Source organism: Nostoc sp., from assembly GCF_036917555.1.
GTDB lineage: Bacteria > Cyanobacteriota > Cyanobacteriia > Cyanobacteriales > Nostocaceae > Nostoc.
The window spans coordinates 64,609-79,822 of sequence record NZ_JBALDD010000068.1 but is presented as its reverse complement, the minus strand read 5'-3'; the positions used below and the strand labels follow the sequence as shown (position 1 = coordinate 79,822).

Sequence of the window (15,214 nt, the reverse complement as noted above, 5' to 3'; positions counted from 1 at the left end):
AGGGATGAATCTTGTATAGTGGGGCATCTTTGCCAGCCTGAAAATACAAGGGACAGGTAAGACACCCATCCCACAACAAAAAGAACCGCTATAGAGTGCTGCTACCCAATAAGTGAGCCTGCAAAGGTTTTAGTAACTACATAATGACTGTTAGCCAAGTCATATATAGCGCTTCTCGGTTAAGTCAAATACAGACCTAACCCCTAACCCCTTCCCTAAAAGGGAAAGGGAGTAAGATTCAAAACCTCTGTGCTTTTAAGAGAGAGGTTTGGAGAGAAGTCAAGTTATTGCATACAAACGAAAAATATAGCAGTTCCCTTCAAGATGCAACACACTCTAGGGCGTACATCTATGCGTCCAGCTAAACGAAGAATTTAACTCATCAACACAATACAAAGGAATTAACCACAATGAAAATATTAGTAACTGGAACAGAAGGCTATCTAGGTTCGTTATTACCACCTCTGTTAATCGAACGAGGACATGAAGTTATTGGTCTAGATACCGGCTTCTATAAAGTTGGTTGGCTGTACAACCCTAGTGGAGTCACACCCAAAACCCTTAACAAAGATATCCGCAACATCACCCCTGATGATTTGGAAGGTATTGAAGCCATAGTTCACATGGCGGAACTCTCCAACGACCCAGCCGGACAATTAGCACCCAATATTACCTATGAAATTAATCATGTAGGTTCAGTTCGTCTGGCTAGTTTGGCTAAGGCTATGGGTGTGCGTCGCTTCGTATATATGTCTTCGTGCAGTGTCTACGGTGTTGCTACCACAGGTGATGTCACAGAAGAATCCGCAGTTAATCCCCAAACAGCCTACGCAGAATGTAAAACTCTTGTAGAAACAGATGTCAGACCACTCGCTGACGATGACTTCTCTCCCACCTTTATGCGGAATGCCACAGCCTTTGGTGCTTCTCCCAGAATGCGCTTCGATATTGTTTTAAACAACTTAGCAGGGTTGGCATGGACTAGCAAAGAAATCAAAATGATTAGTGATGGTACACCTTGGCGGCCATTAGTCCATGCATTGGATATTTGCAAAGCAATAGTCTGCACCTTAGAAGCACCACGAGACATTGTACATAACCAAATCTTCAACGTGGGAGATACAGCAAATAACTATCGCGTTAAAGAAATTGCGGAAATTATTGCTGATGTTTTCCCAGATTGCAAATTGTCCTTTGGTGACAACGGTGCAGATAACCGCAGCTATCGCGTATCCTTTGAGAAAATCAACACAATCCTACCCGGATTTAAATGTGATTGGAATGCCCGACTTGGTGCCCAGCAGCTATTTGATTTATTCAGTCAAATACACATGGCTGAAGATACTTTCTTGTTTAGAGGATTTACTCGCTTAAAACAGCTAGAGTATCTAATTCGGACAGAACAGATTGACAAAGATTTCTTCTGGAATAAAAAGTAGCTAAAGTTGTCTAGCAGCAACAGAAAAATAATCTAAGCTTCCGAATCAACACTATTTGATTCGGGCTTATTCCATCCATCAAATTATTTGCAATCAGTGAGTTAAACTTTATGGCGCTCATCTCAGCATTAGTAAACAAGTTAGCCATCTTAAAGCTAAAGATATTGTCGCTGGACTGCATCATATAGAGACTTACATAAAAAGCCCAAAAAACAAAGTATAAGCTATTAAATTTTCTCTTGAAAGCTAAACTAGAAGGTAAATAAATTGCTATATGAATAAATTGCTGACTATCGCAATTCCTACATTCAATCGTGCCCAAATTTTAGATAAACAACTTACTTGGTTAGCCAAATCTATTAAAGGGTTTGAGTCTGACTGTGAAATCTTTATTTCTGATAATTGTTCTACAGACAATACCCAAGAAGTTATTAAAAAGTGGCAGATAATTCTTAGCAATGTCACATTTATATCAAATAGGAATAGTGAAAATATCGGGGTTATGGGTAACATTGCTTATTGCTTAAAAGCCCCAACTAGTAAATATATTTGGACAATTGGTGATGATGATCCAATTCAAGAGAGAACCCTAGATTATGTGTTAACAACACTAAAAAAACATTCAGATTTAGCACTAATGTTTTTAAATTTCTCTGGTCGTCAAAAACAAACAGGTCAACTTGTTGTCGAACGCTGGTTGAATAGTGATAATGATGAACTAAGAGTTGATGGTAAAACTGTATTTCAAAGTTACCTGAATGAAAATTTTGGTGGTGTACTTTTTATATCAGCAGCAATTTATCGCACAAATCTAGTGCAACGTGCTTTAGAAAAATGGCCATCTGCTACTAATAATTGGGCGTCTCAAGCATATTGGACTGCATTTTGTGCTGCTCATGGAAGTATCATCGTCACTAAAGACACTTATTTAGAGTGTACTATGGGCGCTAGTCTTTTGGATCTTGACCCAACATGGAACTTTAAAATGCGATATGCGTACATACCTGAAGTTTATATAAAACTACTAAAGGTAGGATATCCTCATAAATTTTGTCAAGAAATGATTTGGCAGAATTTCCATCAAAAAACTGACTTGAAAATCCTATTAGGTGCTTTAAAACGTTGGCCGTTCTTGACAATCAAGATATTTATTCCTTACTTACGTTTGTTAAGTATATCAGCTTGGGCAATTCTTTTTCCACCCAAACAGCTAGAGACTAGCCTGTAACCATTCATATATCAATTTATTAACTACTATTTCTTACCATGCAGAAATTACTGACTATTGCTATACCGACTTATAATCGTGCTGAATTGCTTGATAAACAGTTAGCATGGCTAGCTCAAGCTATCAAAGGTTTTGAAGATAATTGTGAAATTTTAGTTTCTGATAATTGTTCAACAGACAATACTCAGGATGTGATTAAAAAATGGCAAATAATACTTAGCAATATCCCATTTCAATCAAATAAAAATCCTCAGAATTTAGGCGTTGTCAAAAATATTATGTATTGCCTAAACTCTACTACAACAAAATATGTTTGGACAATTGGTGACGATGACCCAATTCAAGATAGAGCCATTGCTTATGTGATTAGCAAACTTAAGCAATATGAAGATTTATCATTATTGTTTCTTAACTTTTCCGGTCGGAACCAAATTACTGGTGAACCAGTTCATCCACCAACAATTGTTGGTAATCGCTGGTTTGATATAGATAACGAAGATGGTGATGGTGATGGTAAAGCTATATTTGAGCATTGTTTCTCAAAAAGTGTCGGTGCAGTCATTTTTCTGACTGCTACAATCTACCGCACTGATTTAGTGAAATGCGCTCTACAAAATTGGCAAGATGCTGAAAATAACTGGATATCTTTAGCATATTTAGCCGGGTATTGTGCTTCTAATGGTCGTGTAATTGTCACAAAAGAGACTTATTTGGAATGTGTTGTGGGTGTGAGTTATTGGCAGAAAGAACCAAAATCTGCACTGTTAATGCAATACAAACACATACCTGAAGTAATTTTGAAATTAGAGCAGAGTGGATATTCTAAGCAGTTTTGTAGACGGATGCTTTTGCAAAACGGTAAGGAAGTCAACTTGAAAGTTTTCTTAGGTGCTTTAAGAAGATGGCCTATGTCTGCCATTAAGACAGTAGTCCCATTTCTAGCTTTAGTCAGTTTATGCGCTTTTGATGTGATGGTTTCTAAAGAATTTAGTTTAGCAGAATCAAATGAAATACCTACTCAAGAAATGCGGAGTTATAAGCCATAAGCTACTAAATTACTAATAAACTGACATTAAAACTAGAAAGAACTTACCACATGTTTAGTGTAATTAAACGCAAAATATCTACACTGTCTTCTGACTTTCAATATTATGTAGCTCGTTGGAAGCATAGGAGAAATCTGCCAGCATTGGAAGGGCGCGATCGCAACATCCTGAAGGCTCTCAAAAAAGACGGTGTTTGCGTCACAACCTTAGCAGATTTAGGGTTAACTTCTAGCTCAGAACTACTCAAAGCTGCTTACCAGCAATTGTCTCAGATGGAAAATCCCAAAAACGACCATCTAGATGAAAAGTTACCACAAATTTCCACAGTTACAGGTTTACCAGAATTTTATGCTTGGGGAATGGAGAAAAGACTTCTCAATCTCATCGAAAACTATATTGGTCTTCCTATTGCTTTTCATGGTGTACATTTACGTAAAGATTTCCCTAGCAAACATCAGTTTGGCACGCTACTATGGCATGGCGATTCTGAAGACCGTCGCATTATCAAAATCTTTATTTACTTGAATGATGTCGAAGAAAAAACTGGGCCTTTTGAATACATTCCCCGCTCTTTAACTTCCTTATTTAGTTGGAATTATATTCGGCTGTTCTACAAACTTTGGAAGTCAGGCTATAGGGGCATCGATGATGAAGAAGTGAAAACAGTCATCCCCAAATCAGCTTGGAAATCCTGCCCAGGCCCAGCAGGTACTGTCTTGATTGTAGATGCGAAAAATACTTTGCATCACGGCACAGTCCGCATAGAAGAACGCTTAACACTATTCTTTTGTTACACCGCCAACCCTCCTGAAAAACCAGAACTCTGCACCCAATACTGGGATGATACTTATCCCAGAGCAGAGTTAAGGCAGCAAGTCGAAAATAGCCAATAGTGTATTAAAGGTAGTCATGCCATGCTGCTCAAGATTAAACGCAAAATATCTTCACTGGGATCTGAGTTAGTTTACAGATTAGCACTTTTGAAACACGCTGCTAATTTGCCTGTACTAGAAGAAGGCGATCGCAAGATTCTTGACGATCTTAAATGTGATGGTATTCATATTACCACACTTGCTGAATTGGGATTCGATTCAACATCAGAATTGCTTAAAGCATCTTATAGTTATTCGTCCCAAATGGAATCTGTCAATCATGACGATTCAAATGAAAATTTTCCCCAAGTTTACACAGTTACATATTTACCTGAATTTGCTGCTTGGGGAAGCGAAAAAAGGCTCCTAAACATTATTGAAAACTACATTGGTCTGCCAATCATTTTTCATGGTGTACATCTCCGCAAGGATTTCCCTAATAAAAATCAGTTTGGTACACAACTATGGCATAAAGATGCAGAAGACCGCCGCATGATCAAAATCATTATTTACTTAAATGATGTGGAAAAAAAGCACGGTCCTTTTGAATATATTCCAGCTTCTTTAACCTCTTTATTTAGATTAAACTATTACCGTACTTACTACAAGCTTTGGGAATCTGGTCATTTAGGCATCACAGATGAAGAACTAAATGAAATTATCCCGAAACAGGCTTGGAAATCTTGTACAGGATCAGCAGGAACGGTCATTATTGTAGATCCCAAAAAAGCCATACATCATGGTACATTCCGCACAGAAGATAGGTTAACTCTATTCTCGTGCTACACTTCTACTTCTCCCGATCGTCCAGAAGTTTGTACTCAATATCGAGACAATACTTTTCCTCAACTAAAGTTAACTTAACCAGTCATTAATAGCGCAATATAGTTCAGTCAAACCAAGCTAATTGTTATTCTAAAAACCTACTCAAGACTCTTTTTGATGAGGTTTGTAACAAGTTAAGTTTTCAAATTTGCTAAGTTTTGTTGTCGTCAATCTTACTATCGAGGTTATTCATTCATGATCTTCACTCAAACTGCACTCAAAGACGCATTCATCATTGATTTAGAAGAAAAGCCAGATCACCGTGGTTTTTTCGCTCGGTCTTTCTGCGCTCAAGAATTTGAAGCACACGGATTAAAGCCAACAGTTGCCCAATGTAACCTGTCTTTTAATTACAAAAAAGGCACTATCCGCGGAATGCACTATCAAATTCTGCCAGCAGCAGAAACAAAATTAATTCGCTGTACTAAAGGCGCAATCTACGACGTAATTATTGATATGCGTCCTGAATCTCCTAGCTTTTTATCACACATTGGTGTAGAGCTAACCCCAGAAAATCGCCGTGCTTTATATGTTCCAGAAATGTTTGCTCATGGCTATCAAGCACTCACCGATGAGACTGAAGTTGTATATCAAGTGGGTGAATTTTACACTCCAGGATATGAAAGAGGTTTACGCTATGACGACCCATTCTTTAACATTGATTGGCCTCTAGATATGACTGAAATCTCCGAGAAAGATTTAAATTGGCCTTTGTTGAGAATGATGACTGTTGGCGGTACAGCCTCCAGATAACTATAGACTATTTCTCTGTGCCAGGTGTTTTCCGCACAACACACTGGCTCCTCTGCATGAGGTAATACAATAATGCGAAAGTCAGAAGTATTGCCAATTTGCCTGCTAAAGATCGGCATGGGAATATGCAAGAGCAAATCATACCAAAGAAAAGTTTCCCCAAGCCTACAGAAATGCTGTGGAGCAAATTATCAAAAATAATAGCCGGAAAAACAGACTGCTGTTATAGCATCTAGCAAGTAACCAGTTAGTAGCTATTAGTAATGATAATTCCCATGAAAATGTACTTAATGTTTAGCTGTAACAAATTATTAAGTGCAAAATTATCGAGAATTTGTAACACAACAAACAGTTCCAAAAAGGAGTTTAGTTCATGATTATTATCGATCGCGCCTTACGAGCCAGAGCAGCAGCAGGAAATCCTATTAAGGTGGGAATGATTGGTGCTGGTTTTATGGGTCGAGGAATTGCCAACCAAATTGTCAATTCAGTGCCAGGAATGGAGTTAGTTGCTATCTCTAATCGCCAGATTGATGCAGCTAAACAAGCTTATTCGGAAGCAGGAATTGAAGATATTCAAGTTGTTGCAACTGTCAGCGAATTAGAAGATGCGATCGCTAACGGTAAATATGCAGTCACAGAAGATGCTAAGTTACTGTGTCAGGCTGAGGGCATCGATGCATTAATCGAAGTCACAGGTGCAGTGGAATTTGGCGCTGGGATCGTTATGGAAGCGATCGCTCATTGCAAGCATGTGATCATGATGAATGCCGAACTCGACGGCACTATTGGCCCAATCCTGAAAGTGTATGCTGACAAAGCAGGTGTGATTCTCAGCGCTTGTGATGGCGACCAGCCAGGGGTACAAATGAACCTTTATCGCTTTGTAAAAAGCATTGGTTTAACTCCCTTATTGTGCGGTAACATTAAAGGACTCCAAGACCCCTATCGCAATCCCACCACCCAGGAAGGATTTGCTAAACGTTGGGGTCAAAAGCCCCACATGGTGGCTAGCTTCGCCGACGGAAGCAAAATTTCCTTCGAGCAAGCGATCGTTGCCAATGCCACAGGCATGAAAGTCGCCAAACGGGGAATGTTGGGATATGACTTCAGCGGTCATGTCGATGAAATGACCCAGTTATATGATGTTGAACAACTCAAAGAACTGGGCGGTATTGTCGATTATGTAGTTGGAGCAAAACCAGGCCCAGGCGTATATGTATTTGCCACTCACGACGACCCCAAGCAACGCCACTATCTTAACTTATACAAATTAGGCGAAGGCCCACTTTACAGCTTCTATACTCCTTATCACCTCTGTCATTTTGAAGTTCCCTTGTCCGTAGCGCGTGCTGTTTTATTTGGTGATGCTGTTATGTCTCCACTAGCAGGCCCGCTAGTAGATGTTGTCACCACCGCCAAAATCGACCTGAAAGCAGGAGAAACCTTAGATGGCATCGGCTACTACATGACCTACGGACAATGTGAAAATTCCGATATCGTCCAACAGCAAAATCTTCTACCAATGGGTTTAGCTGAAGGGTGCCGCCTCAAACGAGATATTTCTAAAGATCAAGTCCTCACTTATGAGGATGTAGAATTACCTGAAGGCAGACTCTGCGACCAACTACGAACTGAGCAAAACACCTATTTCGCTCCAGAAAAAATCTTAGTAGCAGTTGGATAATATCGGTTCTCAAAACATTTGCCACAAATGAATTAGCTGTAGGGGCATACAGCTGTACGCCCCTATATGTTTGTCACCAGAATTTCATCAAGAGGATAGAAAGCTATACTGCGGGACACTAAAGTTGTTGATAGTAACTTGCTGGGGAGCGTTTCAACAAAACCGATCGAAACTTTAGGTCAAATTTCATGAAAATTGCTCTCGTCCATGATTATTTAACCCAGCGAGGTGGGGCAGAGCGTGTGTTTGAACTGCTTTGTAAGCGCTATCCTGAAGCAGATCTTTTCACATCTTTGTACGATCCCCAAAAAACTATCGATCTAGGCGATCGCATAGTTAATACAACCTTCTTACAAAAGATTCCTGGTGCAGCAAAATATTTCAGGTCGATGGCTCCTCTATATTTCCCTGCCTTTCGTGCCTTGGATCTGCAAGACTACGATTTAATTATTAGTAGTAGCACCAGCTTCGCCAAAGCAGTGCGAAAAAATCCCAATGCCCACCATATTTGTTTTTGCCATAACGTCACCCGTTTCTTATGGGATACAGCAACTTATTTAAGAGAGTACGGGGACTATAGATATTTTGCTCCTTTAATCGAACAAGTATTTCAAGTAATGAGAAAGGTAGACCTGAAATATGCACAGGAGCCTGACCTTTACATTGCTAATTCTAGTGTTGTTGCCCGCCGGATTGAAAAAATTTATGGCAAAAAGGCAATGATGGTGAACTATCCAATTGATACTAGTAAATTTGTTTTTTCAGATATAAAAGATGAATATTATCTGGCCTCTGCCCGGATGATCAGTTATAAGCGACTTGATATAATAGTCGAAGCTTTTAATTGGTTGGGGTGGCGGTTATTAATATCTGGTGACGGACCAGAACTAGCACGGTTAAAATCTAAAGCATTACAAAATATTGTGTTCTTGGGACACGTAAGTGATAGAACCCGCAAAGACTTGTTTTCCAAAGCCAAGTCTATTATTGTCGCAGCCTTAGAAGATTACGGGTTAGTTCCAGTTGAGGCTAATGCAAGCGGTACACCAGTCATCGCTTATGGAGCGGGTGGAGTATTAGATACTCAAATACCAGGTGAAACAGGAGTCTTTTTCAAAAGACAAACACCCGAATCTTTACAAGTTGCATTACTAGAAGCTAACGGCATTTCTTGGGATTACGATCGCATCCGTAATCATGCAGTAGCAAACTTTTCAGAGAATGCATTTTTTGGCAAAGTTGAGCAAATTATCAATCAAGCTTGTGGAGTGCAGCAATTATTCATTTGATTTCTGAATCTCTTTCCATTATCAGATTACCGATTTATTTTATCTCTCCTCATTAGCGTTTCGTAAAAAAATAGGTATTCTTCGGAGAATCTCTTAGCGTAAGTCTTGAAGACAAGGATATAAAAGTGGTTCAAAATAGTTTAAATCCTCATCTAGCTCCAGCTTCTGAAAGTGAACCAAGTTACGGGCAAATGTTTGCCGTATTTGTGCGGAGATTTCCTTGGTTCTTAGCAGTATTAATTAGTTCTATTGCTATTGCCAGCATAGTAACTGTAAAGACAAAGCCTACTTATAAAAGTTCTATGCAACTGCTAGTAGAACCTAACTATCAAGGTAAAACGGAAGGTGGTGCGGGGGTAGACAATCAGTTTACTGACTCTAATGTAGTCATAGATACTGCCACCCAGCTTAACTTGATGCAAAGTTCGGGACTAATCCAAAAAGCAGTTGATAAACTTCAGTCTAATTATCCAGATATAAGTTCAGCTGAAATTAAAGCTTCTTTGGTCTTAACTCAAATCAGGAGCAAAGAAGATAATGTTGCTACTAAAATATTTCAAGTTGAATATACCGCTGGAAATCCTGAAAAAACCCAAAAAGTTCTGGATGCAATTCGACAAGTTTATCTGGAATATAACAAACAACAACAGAGTTCGCGTTTACAAAAAGGTCTGCAAATCATTAGGGAACAGCTAAGTAAAGCTAGTGAAGAAGTAAACGCATCTGAAACAAATTTACAAAGATTTCGCAGAAATCAGAACTTAATCGATCCAGAGTCACAGGCCAAAGCAATTGAAACAGCTTTGAACAATCTTTCCCAAGAAAGACAGACAACTCGCGCTCAGTATGGGGAAGCTTTAGCACGCCAAAAATCTTTAGAAGAACAACTTAACCGTTCTCCCCAAAATGCTCTAGTTGCTTCTCGTTTGAGTCAATCTACTCGCTATCAAGGCTTACTAAACGAAATCCAAAAAAGCGAATTGGCACTAGCACAAGAACGCTTACGGTTTACAGATCAAACTCCGAGTGTGCAAAAGCTGAAAGAGCAACTTCAGGGCCAGAAGGAATTATTGCAACAAGAGGTAGGAAGAACTTTAGGCGGAAAGTCTGCTGGTGCATTCACTTCTGGAGACTCTCTTCTCGAAAAAGGACAGCTGGGCCAAATCGATCTCAGCCTTGCTGGTCAGTTAGTAGAAACGCAGACAACTATAGTTGCTTTAACTGCTCGCGATCAAACTTTGGCTCAGAAAGAAAACGAGCTGCGTTTTGAAATCAAACGCTTCCCGCCTCTGTTGGCTTATTACAATCGGATGCTACCGCAGTTGCAATTTAGTCGTGAAAGATTAGAGCAGCTTTTAAGAGCAGAACAACAATTACGGCAAGAACTTTCCAAGGGTGGATTTAATTGGGAAGTGGTAGAAGATCCCCAAAAAGGCGCACAATTAGGCCCCAATCTCCAACAGAACTTGCTGTTAGGTGCTGTGGTTGGCTTAATGTTAGGAGGCATTACTGCCTTTATTCGCGAATCGGCTGATGATGCAGTTCACACCACTGCTGAGTTAGAGAAGCAAATGGCCATGCCATTGTTGGGAACAACTCCCAAGTTACCGCCAGCCAAACCCAGAGAATCAATGATCAAGTTACCTTTTGGCAAACCAGAAGTTCTCGCTCCCTGGACGATTCAGGTATTGCAATCTCCACCGCGTTGGGAATCGCTGGATCTGATTTACAAAAACATTGAACTTTTAAATACTGTTACTAATTTAAAATCTTTGATGATTACCTCGGCTTTAGCCGATGAAGGTAAATCAGCTTTGGCGTTGGGTTTGGCAATGAGTGCTGCTCGTTTACACAAAAGGGTACTGCTGATTGATGCCAACTTACGCGACCCCAGTTTGCACCATCAACTGAATCTTCCTAATGAGCAGGGACTTTCAACTTTATTGGCGAGTGATACAACTCTACCCAACCAAATTAGTTTTCAATACTCAGGTTCCGCCTACATCGATATTTTGACCGCTGGTCCCAAACCTACCGACCCAGCTAATCTGTTGAGTTCTCCTCGGATGATGCAATTAATGGCAGCATTTGAGGAAAACTATGATTTGGTTCTGATAGATGCTCCCCCAGTTCTCGGCTTAGTTGATGCCATGCTTACCGCATCATCTTGTCGTAGCGTGGTTATGGTGGCAAGCATTGGTATTGTGACACGAAGTCAGCTTAATCAAGCGACAGCTATGTTGAGTAAGTTAAATCTAATTGGGGTTGTAGCTAATGGGGTATCAAACTCTAGTAGTAATTACGTACCTAATATCAAACAACAGCAATTGGCTCTACGTCAAGCTGTAGAAAAATAGCTAGTACGGCTAGATGATAAATCCCCAACTTCCTAGAGAAGTTGGGGATTTTGCATTTTGCATTTTTTCTCGTTTCTAGCCTCTGGCTAGAAATGCTATTCATTGGGCTGCTGCCGCGAGTAAAAGAGACGGAGCCTCAAGGACGGGCATTCCCAGTCTGAGACTGGGAACGAGACAATCTGCTAAAAGCTGGTTATAGACTGGCTTGTACCTTAAATTGACACCAATGATTCATGAATTGTCCTTGCGTTTTGATGAACCAAATTTAATTTTGTTGCTATCAGGAAAATTTCAGTATATTTATGCTATCTTTATGGTTTTTCAGAGAAATCACTGACTCTTTAAAGAATAAATAAAGAAGTTATTTGAGCGATCGCTATTTCTACATAGTCTTATATTCTAGAGATTAAAGCACTTCCAAAAAGGCTAGAAGACAAGAGCAGACTGGTTTTGTTAAATCTATCGACAGAATCAACACCTCAACGTAATTAAACGTAGATATAGATTCATGGGTAATTTCCCTCTACACTTCTCTACTGTCAGTAGTTTCCGGAAAATCATGATTTGCCCATGAATGTTAATAGTAGCGGTGATTGCTACCTATGTAATTAGTATCTGTCTAATTTGTAAATCTCTACACCAGCGCAATTCTACGCAATACGTGCTTGGCTGAGTGACAAATACTATAGCATATTTTTGCCCTCAATTATCTCCAACTTTTTGGACTTACAACAAGATTCGGATTTGGGTCTTTGGCATTAATAGCCTTTGATAACGCCTCAGTAATTCACTCCTGTATAAACCCAAAGACATTATGACAACTTCAATAATTCCAACTTTAGAAAATTTATATGATGTAACCCAGGAAGACCAAGATAATCGTGGGTACTGCACACTCCTGTGGCGACGGGGTAAGCTGTTGGTGAAGCCCCTTGGACGAGTGAAACAACCATATCTGGCTTCATTAGATAGTAAGCGATCGCTAGTAGAATGCTTACAACATTCTCCAGTAAGTTTGGTCAGCATAGATCCAAAATTGGGTGAGGCTTTGCTCAAATTTTGGGCAGATGCATGTGAAGCAGCTCAAAAACCAATATTCCTAAGCATACCCGCTGGCAAAAAACTTCCTAACCAACCCTTCAGACAATTGCAGCGAGTAATTGATTGGATTGCTGCTTTCGTATTATTGCTATTAGTAAGTCCAGTTATGTTGGGATTGATTGTATTAATGCAGGTTTACTCGCCAGGGTCACTTTTTTATCATGAATGGCGTGTTGGAGAACGGGGTAAACTCTTTCAAGCGATGAGCTTTTGCACCCACAATAACACACCGTTAGCACGTTGGATGGGCAAATACAATCTCGACAATCTGCCACAGTTATTTAACGTGCTACGGGGTGACATGAGTTTAACCGGATCTCGTTGTTGGACTTTGGAAGATGCAGTACAGCTGAATAAATTACCAGAAATTACAGCTTCCTGGGAAGTAGAGGCACAGTCTCACCTGTTACATCTGGATAGCCAAACTCTGTAATTTATCTGTGCGGTAATTGATGATTTCATTTACCGCACTGAGGCTCAAACAAAAATTGTTTATGTAGCATCTATAGAGTAATCCAGTTTTAGATAATTGGTTTGGTTTTTCAAAACGCGAGAAATCGCATCTCTATATCAAGGTTTTGAGCTTATCTGAACTGTATTAATCTATAGAGGTCTATCTACCTTGCCAAACTATTATGATAAAATCCATGAATTTCCAGCTTCCTCAACCACTCAGTAATCTGCTTAAAGCTAGCAGCTTTTGGCAGGACAACTATTTGATATTGCGAGAATTTAAACAATTTCGTAAAATTGCCATTTTAGCTCTGATATTCTCAATTTTGGCGGCAACCTTTGAAGGTGTAAGTATTGGTTTTTTACTTTCCTTTTTGCAAAGCTTAACTAGCCCCAATGCTCAACCTGTCCAAACAGGAATAGAATGGTTTGATCTTTGGATTCTGGGAGCTAAGACATCAGCAATTAATCGTTTGTATCGTGTATCTCTGCTGATTCTATTGAGTACTTGGTTACGTGCCACCTTCAATTATTTTTCTCAAGTTTATACTGAATTATCTCAACTACATCTTGCCGATCGCTTACGCAAGCAAATTTTTGAACAGTTACAATCATTATCTCTAAGTTACTTTAGTAAAACTCGTTCTGGTGAACTAATTAACACAATTACCACAGAGATTGAAAGGATCAGACAAGGTTTTAGTGGCGGAGCTTTTTTAGTAACTAGAGGACTCACAACCTTTGTCTACTTAATATCAATGTTTTTGATATCATGGCAATTGACGGTAATATCAGCATTACTATTTACACTTTTAGGTGTGGGGTTGTCAAATCTGAATGCTAGAGTCAGAGAATCAAGTTTTGGTATGACAACTGCTAATGCTAATTTTACATCAACAGCCATAGAATTTATTAATGGCATTCGCACTGTTCATTCTTGTGGTACTCAAGAATTTGAGCGTCAACGTTACTATAAAGCTAGCGATAAGGTAATAAGTACTACAACAAAGGTTGTATTTACCTGGACACTTGTGAAGCCAATTGCCGAAGGGGTAGCGACTACGGTATTGATCGGAATGATTATTTTGGCATTCACTAGTCTTGTCACGAATGGAACGTTACAAGTTGCTTCTTTGCTAACCTTTTTCTTTGTACTATTTCGCTTTATCCCATTTGTGCAAGATATTAATGGCACGAGAGCATATCTTAGCACTTTACATGGTTCAGCAGACAATATTAAAAATCTGTTGACAAGTGATGAAAAATATTACTTTCAAAATGGGAGAGTTAAGTTTAAGGGATTAAACAGGTCAATAGATTTAGTATCTGTGGATTTTGGTTATGATGATGAAAATCTAGTGCTGCATAATATTACCCTGACGATTGAAAAGGGAAAGATGACAGCGTTAGTCGGAGCATCTGGCGCTGGTAAAACAACTCTTGCTGATTTGATTCCCCGATTTTATAATGCTACAGATGGATATCTTTACATTGATGAAATTGATATCCGGCAGTTTGAAATTAACTCTCTACGTTGCAAAATAGCTGTTGTCAGTCAGGATACTTTTATCTTCAATACTAATGTTTGGCAGAATATTTCTTACGGAACTCCAGAGGCGACTAATGAGGAAATTCAAGAAGCTGCTAAACTAGCAAATGCACTAGAATTTATTTTGGAAATGCCCGAAGGTTTTGATACCCAATTAGGAGATCGGGGTGTCAGGTTATCTGGAGGACAAAGACAGCGAATTGCTATTGCACGAGCTTTATTACGGAACCCAGAAATTTTGATTTTGGATGAAGCAACTAGCGCCTTAGATTCGCTATCTGAGCGCTTAATTCAAGATTCATTAGAAAAGCTATCTGTTGGTAAAACAGTAATTGCGATCGCTCACCGTCTTTCTACTATTTCTAAAGCTGATAAAGTTGTAGTTTTAGAACAGGGACGGATAGTAGAGCAAGGTAAGTATCAAGAACTGTTGGAACTAAAAGGCAAGCTTTGGAAATATCATCAAATGCAGTACGAAGTAAGGCAGCCAGATTAGAAACAACATCCAATTACCAAAGCACTTACAACACATTAATCGGCTGTACATCTCTACAGCCGTAAACCCCTAAATATGTATCAATAATTTTGCCAAATAGTAAAATAATAAGATTTTAA

At 39.3% G+C, this 15,214-nt stretch carries 11 protein-coding genes; all 11 read left to right on the top strand.

The window, feature by feature from the left end; translation table 11 throughout:
• Positions 1 to 410 precede the first annotated feature (410 nt).
• Positions 411 to 1,439 (top strand): NAD-dependent epimerase/dehydratase family protein, encoded by a 1,029-nt coding sequence (locus tag V7K60_RS27285; protein ID WP_334930179.1) that lies wholly within the window; start codon positions 411 to 413, stop codon positions 1,437 to 1,439.
• A 274-nt stretch (positions 1,440 to 1,713) separates the two neighbouring features.
• Entirely contained in the window at positions 1,714 to 2,667 is a 954-nt protein-coding gene (locus tag V7K60_RS27280; RefSeq protein WP_334930177.1) for a glycosyltransferase family 2 protein, read from the top strand.
• 38 nt (positions 2,668 to 2,705) lie between these two features.
• Entirely contained in the window at positions 2,706 to 3,713 is a 1,008-nt protein-coding gene (locus V7K60_RS27275) for a glycosyltransferase family 2 protein (RefSeq protein ID WP_334930175.1), read from the top strand.
• A gap of 50 nt (positions 3,714 to 3,763) precedes the next feature.
• The gene (locus tag V7K60_RS27270) at positions 3,764 to 4,606 is read left to right on the top strand and encodes a phytanoyl-CoA dioxygenase (protein WP_334930173.1); all 843 of its coding nucleotides are present in this window, start codon (positions 3,764 to 3,766) and stop codon (positions 4,604 to 4,606) included.
• Between the two features lie 21 nt (positions 4,607 to 4,627).
• Positions 4,628 to 5,449 carry a phytanoyl-CoA dioxygenase family protein gene (locus V7K60_RS27265; protein ID WP_334930171.1) on the top strand — a complete coding sequence of 274 codons (822 nt, stop codon included), beginning with the start codon at positions 4,628 to 4,630 and terminating at the stop codon, positions 5,447 to 5,449.
• Between the two features lie 156 nt (positions 5,450 to 5,605).
• Positions 5,606 to 6,163 carry a dTDP-4-dehydrorhamnose 3,5-epimerase gene (gene rfbC / locus V7K60_RS27260; protein ID WP_334930169.1) on the top strand — a complete coding sequence of 186 codons (558 nt, stop codon included), beginning with the start codon at positions 5,606 to 5,608 and terminating at the stop codon, positions 6,161 to 6,163.
• A gap of 373 nt (positions 6,164 to 6,536) precedes the next feature.
• Entirely contained in the window at positions 6,537 to 7,850 is a 1,314-nt protein-coding gene (locus V7K60_RS27255) for an NAD(P)H-dependent oxidoreductase (protein WP_334930167.1), read from the top strand.
• Positions 7,851 to 8,038: 188 nt separating this feature from the next.
• The gene (locus V7K60_RS27250; RefSeq protein ID WP_334930165.1) at positions 8,039 to 9,139 is read left to right on the top strand and encodes a glycosyltransferase; all 1,101 of its coding nucleotides are present in this window, start codon (positions 8,039 to 8,041) and stop codon (positions 9,137 to 9,139) included.
• A gap of 125 nt (positions 9,140 to 9,264) precedes the next feature.
• The gene (locus V7K60_RS27245) at positions 9,265 to 11,496 is read left to right on the top strand and encodes a GumC family protein (protein WP_334930163.1); all 2,232 of its coding nucleotides are present in this window, start codon (positions 9,265 to 9,267) and stop codon (positions 11,494 to 11,496) included.
• An 814-nt stretch (positions 11,497 to 12,310) separates the two neighbouring features.
• Positions 12,311 to 13,030 (top strand): heterocyst development glycosyltransferase HepC, encoded by a 720-nt coding sequence (hepC, locus tag V7K60_RS27240; protein ID WP_334930161.1) that lies wholly within the window; start codon positions 12,311 to 12,313, stop codon positions 13,028 to 13,030.
• 214 nt (positions 13,031 to 13,244) lie between these two features.
• Positions 13,245 to 15,095 carry a heterocyst formation ABC transporter subunit HepA gene (hepA, locus tag V7K60_RS27235; RefSeq protein WP_334930159.1) on the top strand — a complete coding sequence of 617 codons (1,851 nt, stop codon included), beginning with the start codon at positions 13,245 to 13,247 and terminating at the stop codon, positions 15,093 to 15,095.
• Positions 15,096 to 15,214: the final 119 nt, after the last annotated feature.

What these genes read in the sequence shown, in the direction of transcription:
- V7K60_RS27275 (WP_334930175.1), top strand. Translation starts at nt 2,706, where the DNA reads ATGCAGAAATTACTGACTATTGCTATACCGACTTATAATCGTGCTGAA.
- hepA (WP_334930159.1), top strand. Translation starts at nt 13,245, where the DNA reads ATGAATTTCCAGCTTCCTCAACCACTCAGTAATCTGCTTAAAGCTAGC.
- rfbC (WP_334930169.1), top strand. Translation starts at nt 5,606, where the DNA reads ATGATCTTCACTCAAACTGCACTCAAAGACGCATTCATCATTGATTTA.
- V7K60_RS27265 (WP_334930171.1), top strand. Translation starts at nt 4,628, where the DNA reads ATGCTGCTCAAGATTAAACGCAAAATATCTTCACTGGGATCTGAGTTA.
- V7K60_RS27285 (WP_334930179.1), top strand. Translation starts at nt 411, where the DNA reads ATGAAAATATTAGTAACTGGAACAGAAGGCTATCTAGGTTCGTTATTA.
- V7K60_RS27255 (WP_334930167.1), top strand. Translation starts at nt 6,537, where the DNA reads ATGATTATTATCGATCGCGCCTTACGAGCCAGAGCAGCAGCAGGAAAT.
- hepC (WP_334930161.1), top strand. Translation starts at nt 12,311, where the DNA reads ATGACAACTTCAATAATTCCAACTTTAGAAAATTTATATGATGTAACC.
- V7K60_RS27250 (WP_334930165.1), top strand. Translation starts at nt 8,039, where the DNA reads ATGAAAATTGCTCTCGTCCATGATTATTTAACCCAGCGAGGTGGGGCA.
- V7K60_RS27270 (WP_334930173.1), top strand. Translation starts at nt 3,764, where the DNA reads ATGTTTAGTGTAATTAAACGCAAAATATCTACACTGTCTTCTGACTTT.
- V7K60_RS27280 (WP_334930177.1), top strand. Translation starts at nt 1,714, where the DNA reads ATGAATAAATTGCTGACTATCGCAATTCCTACATTCAATCGTGCCCAA.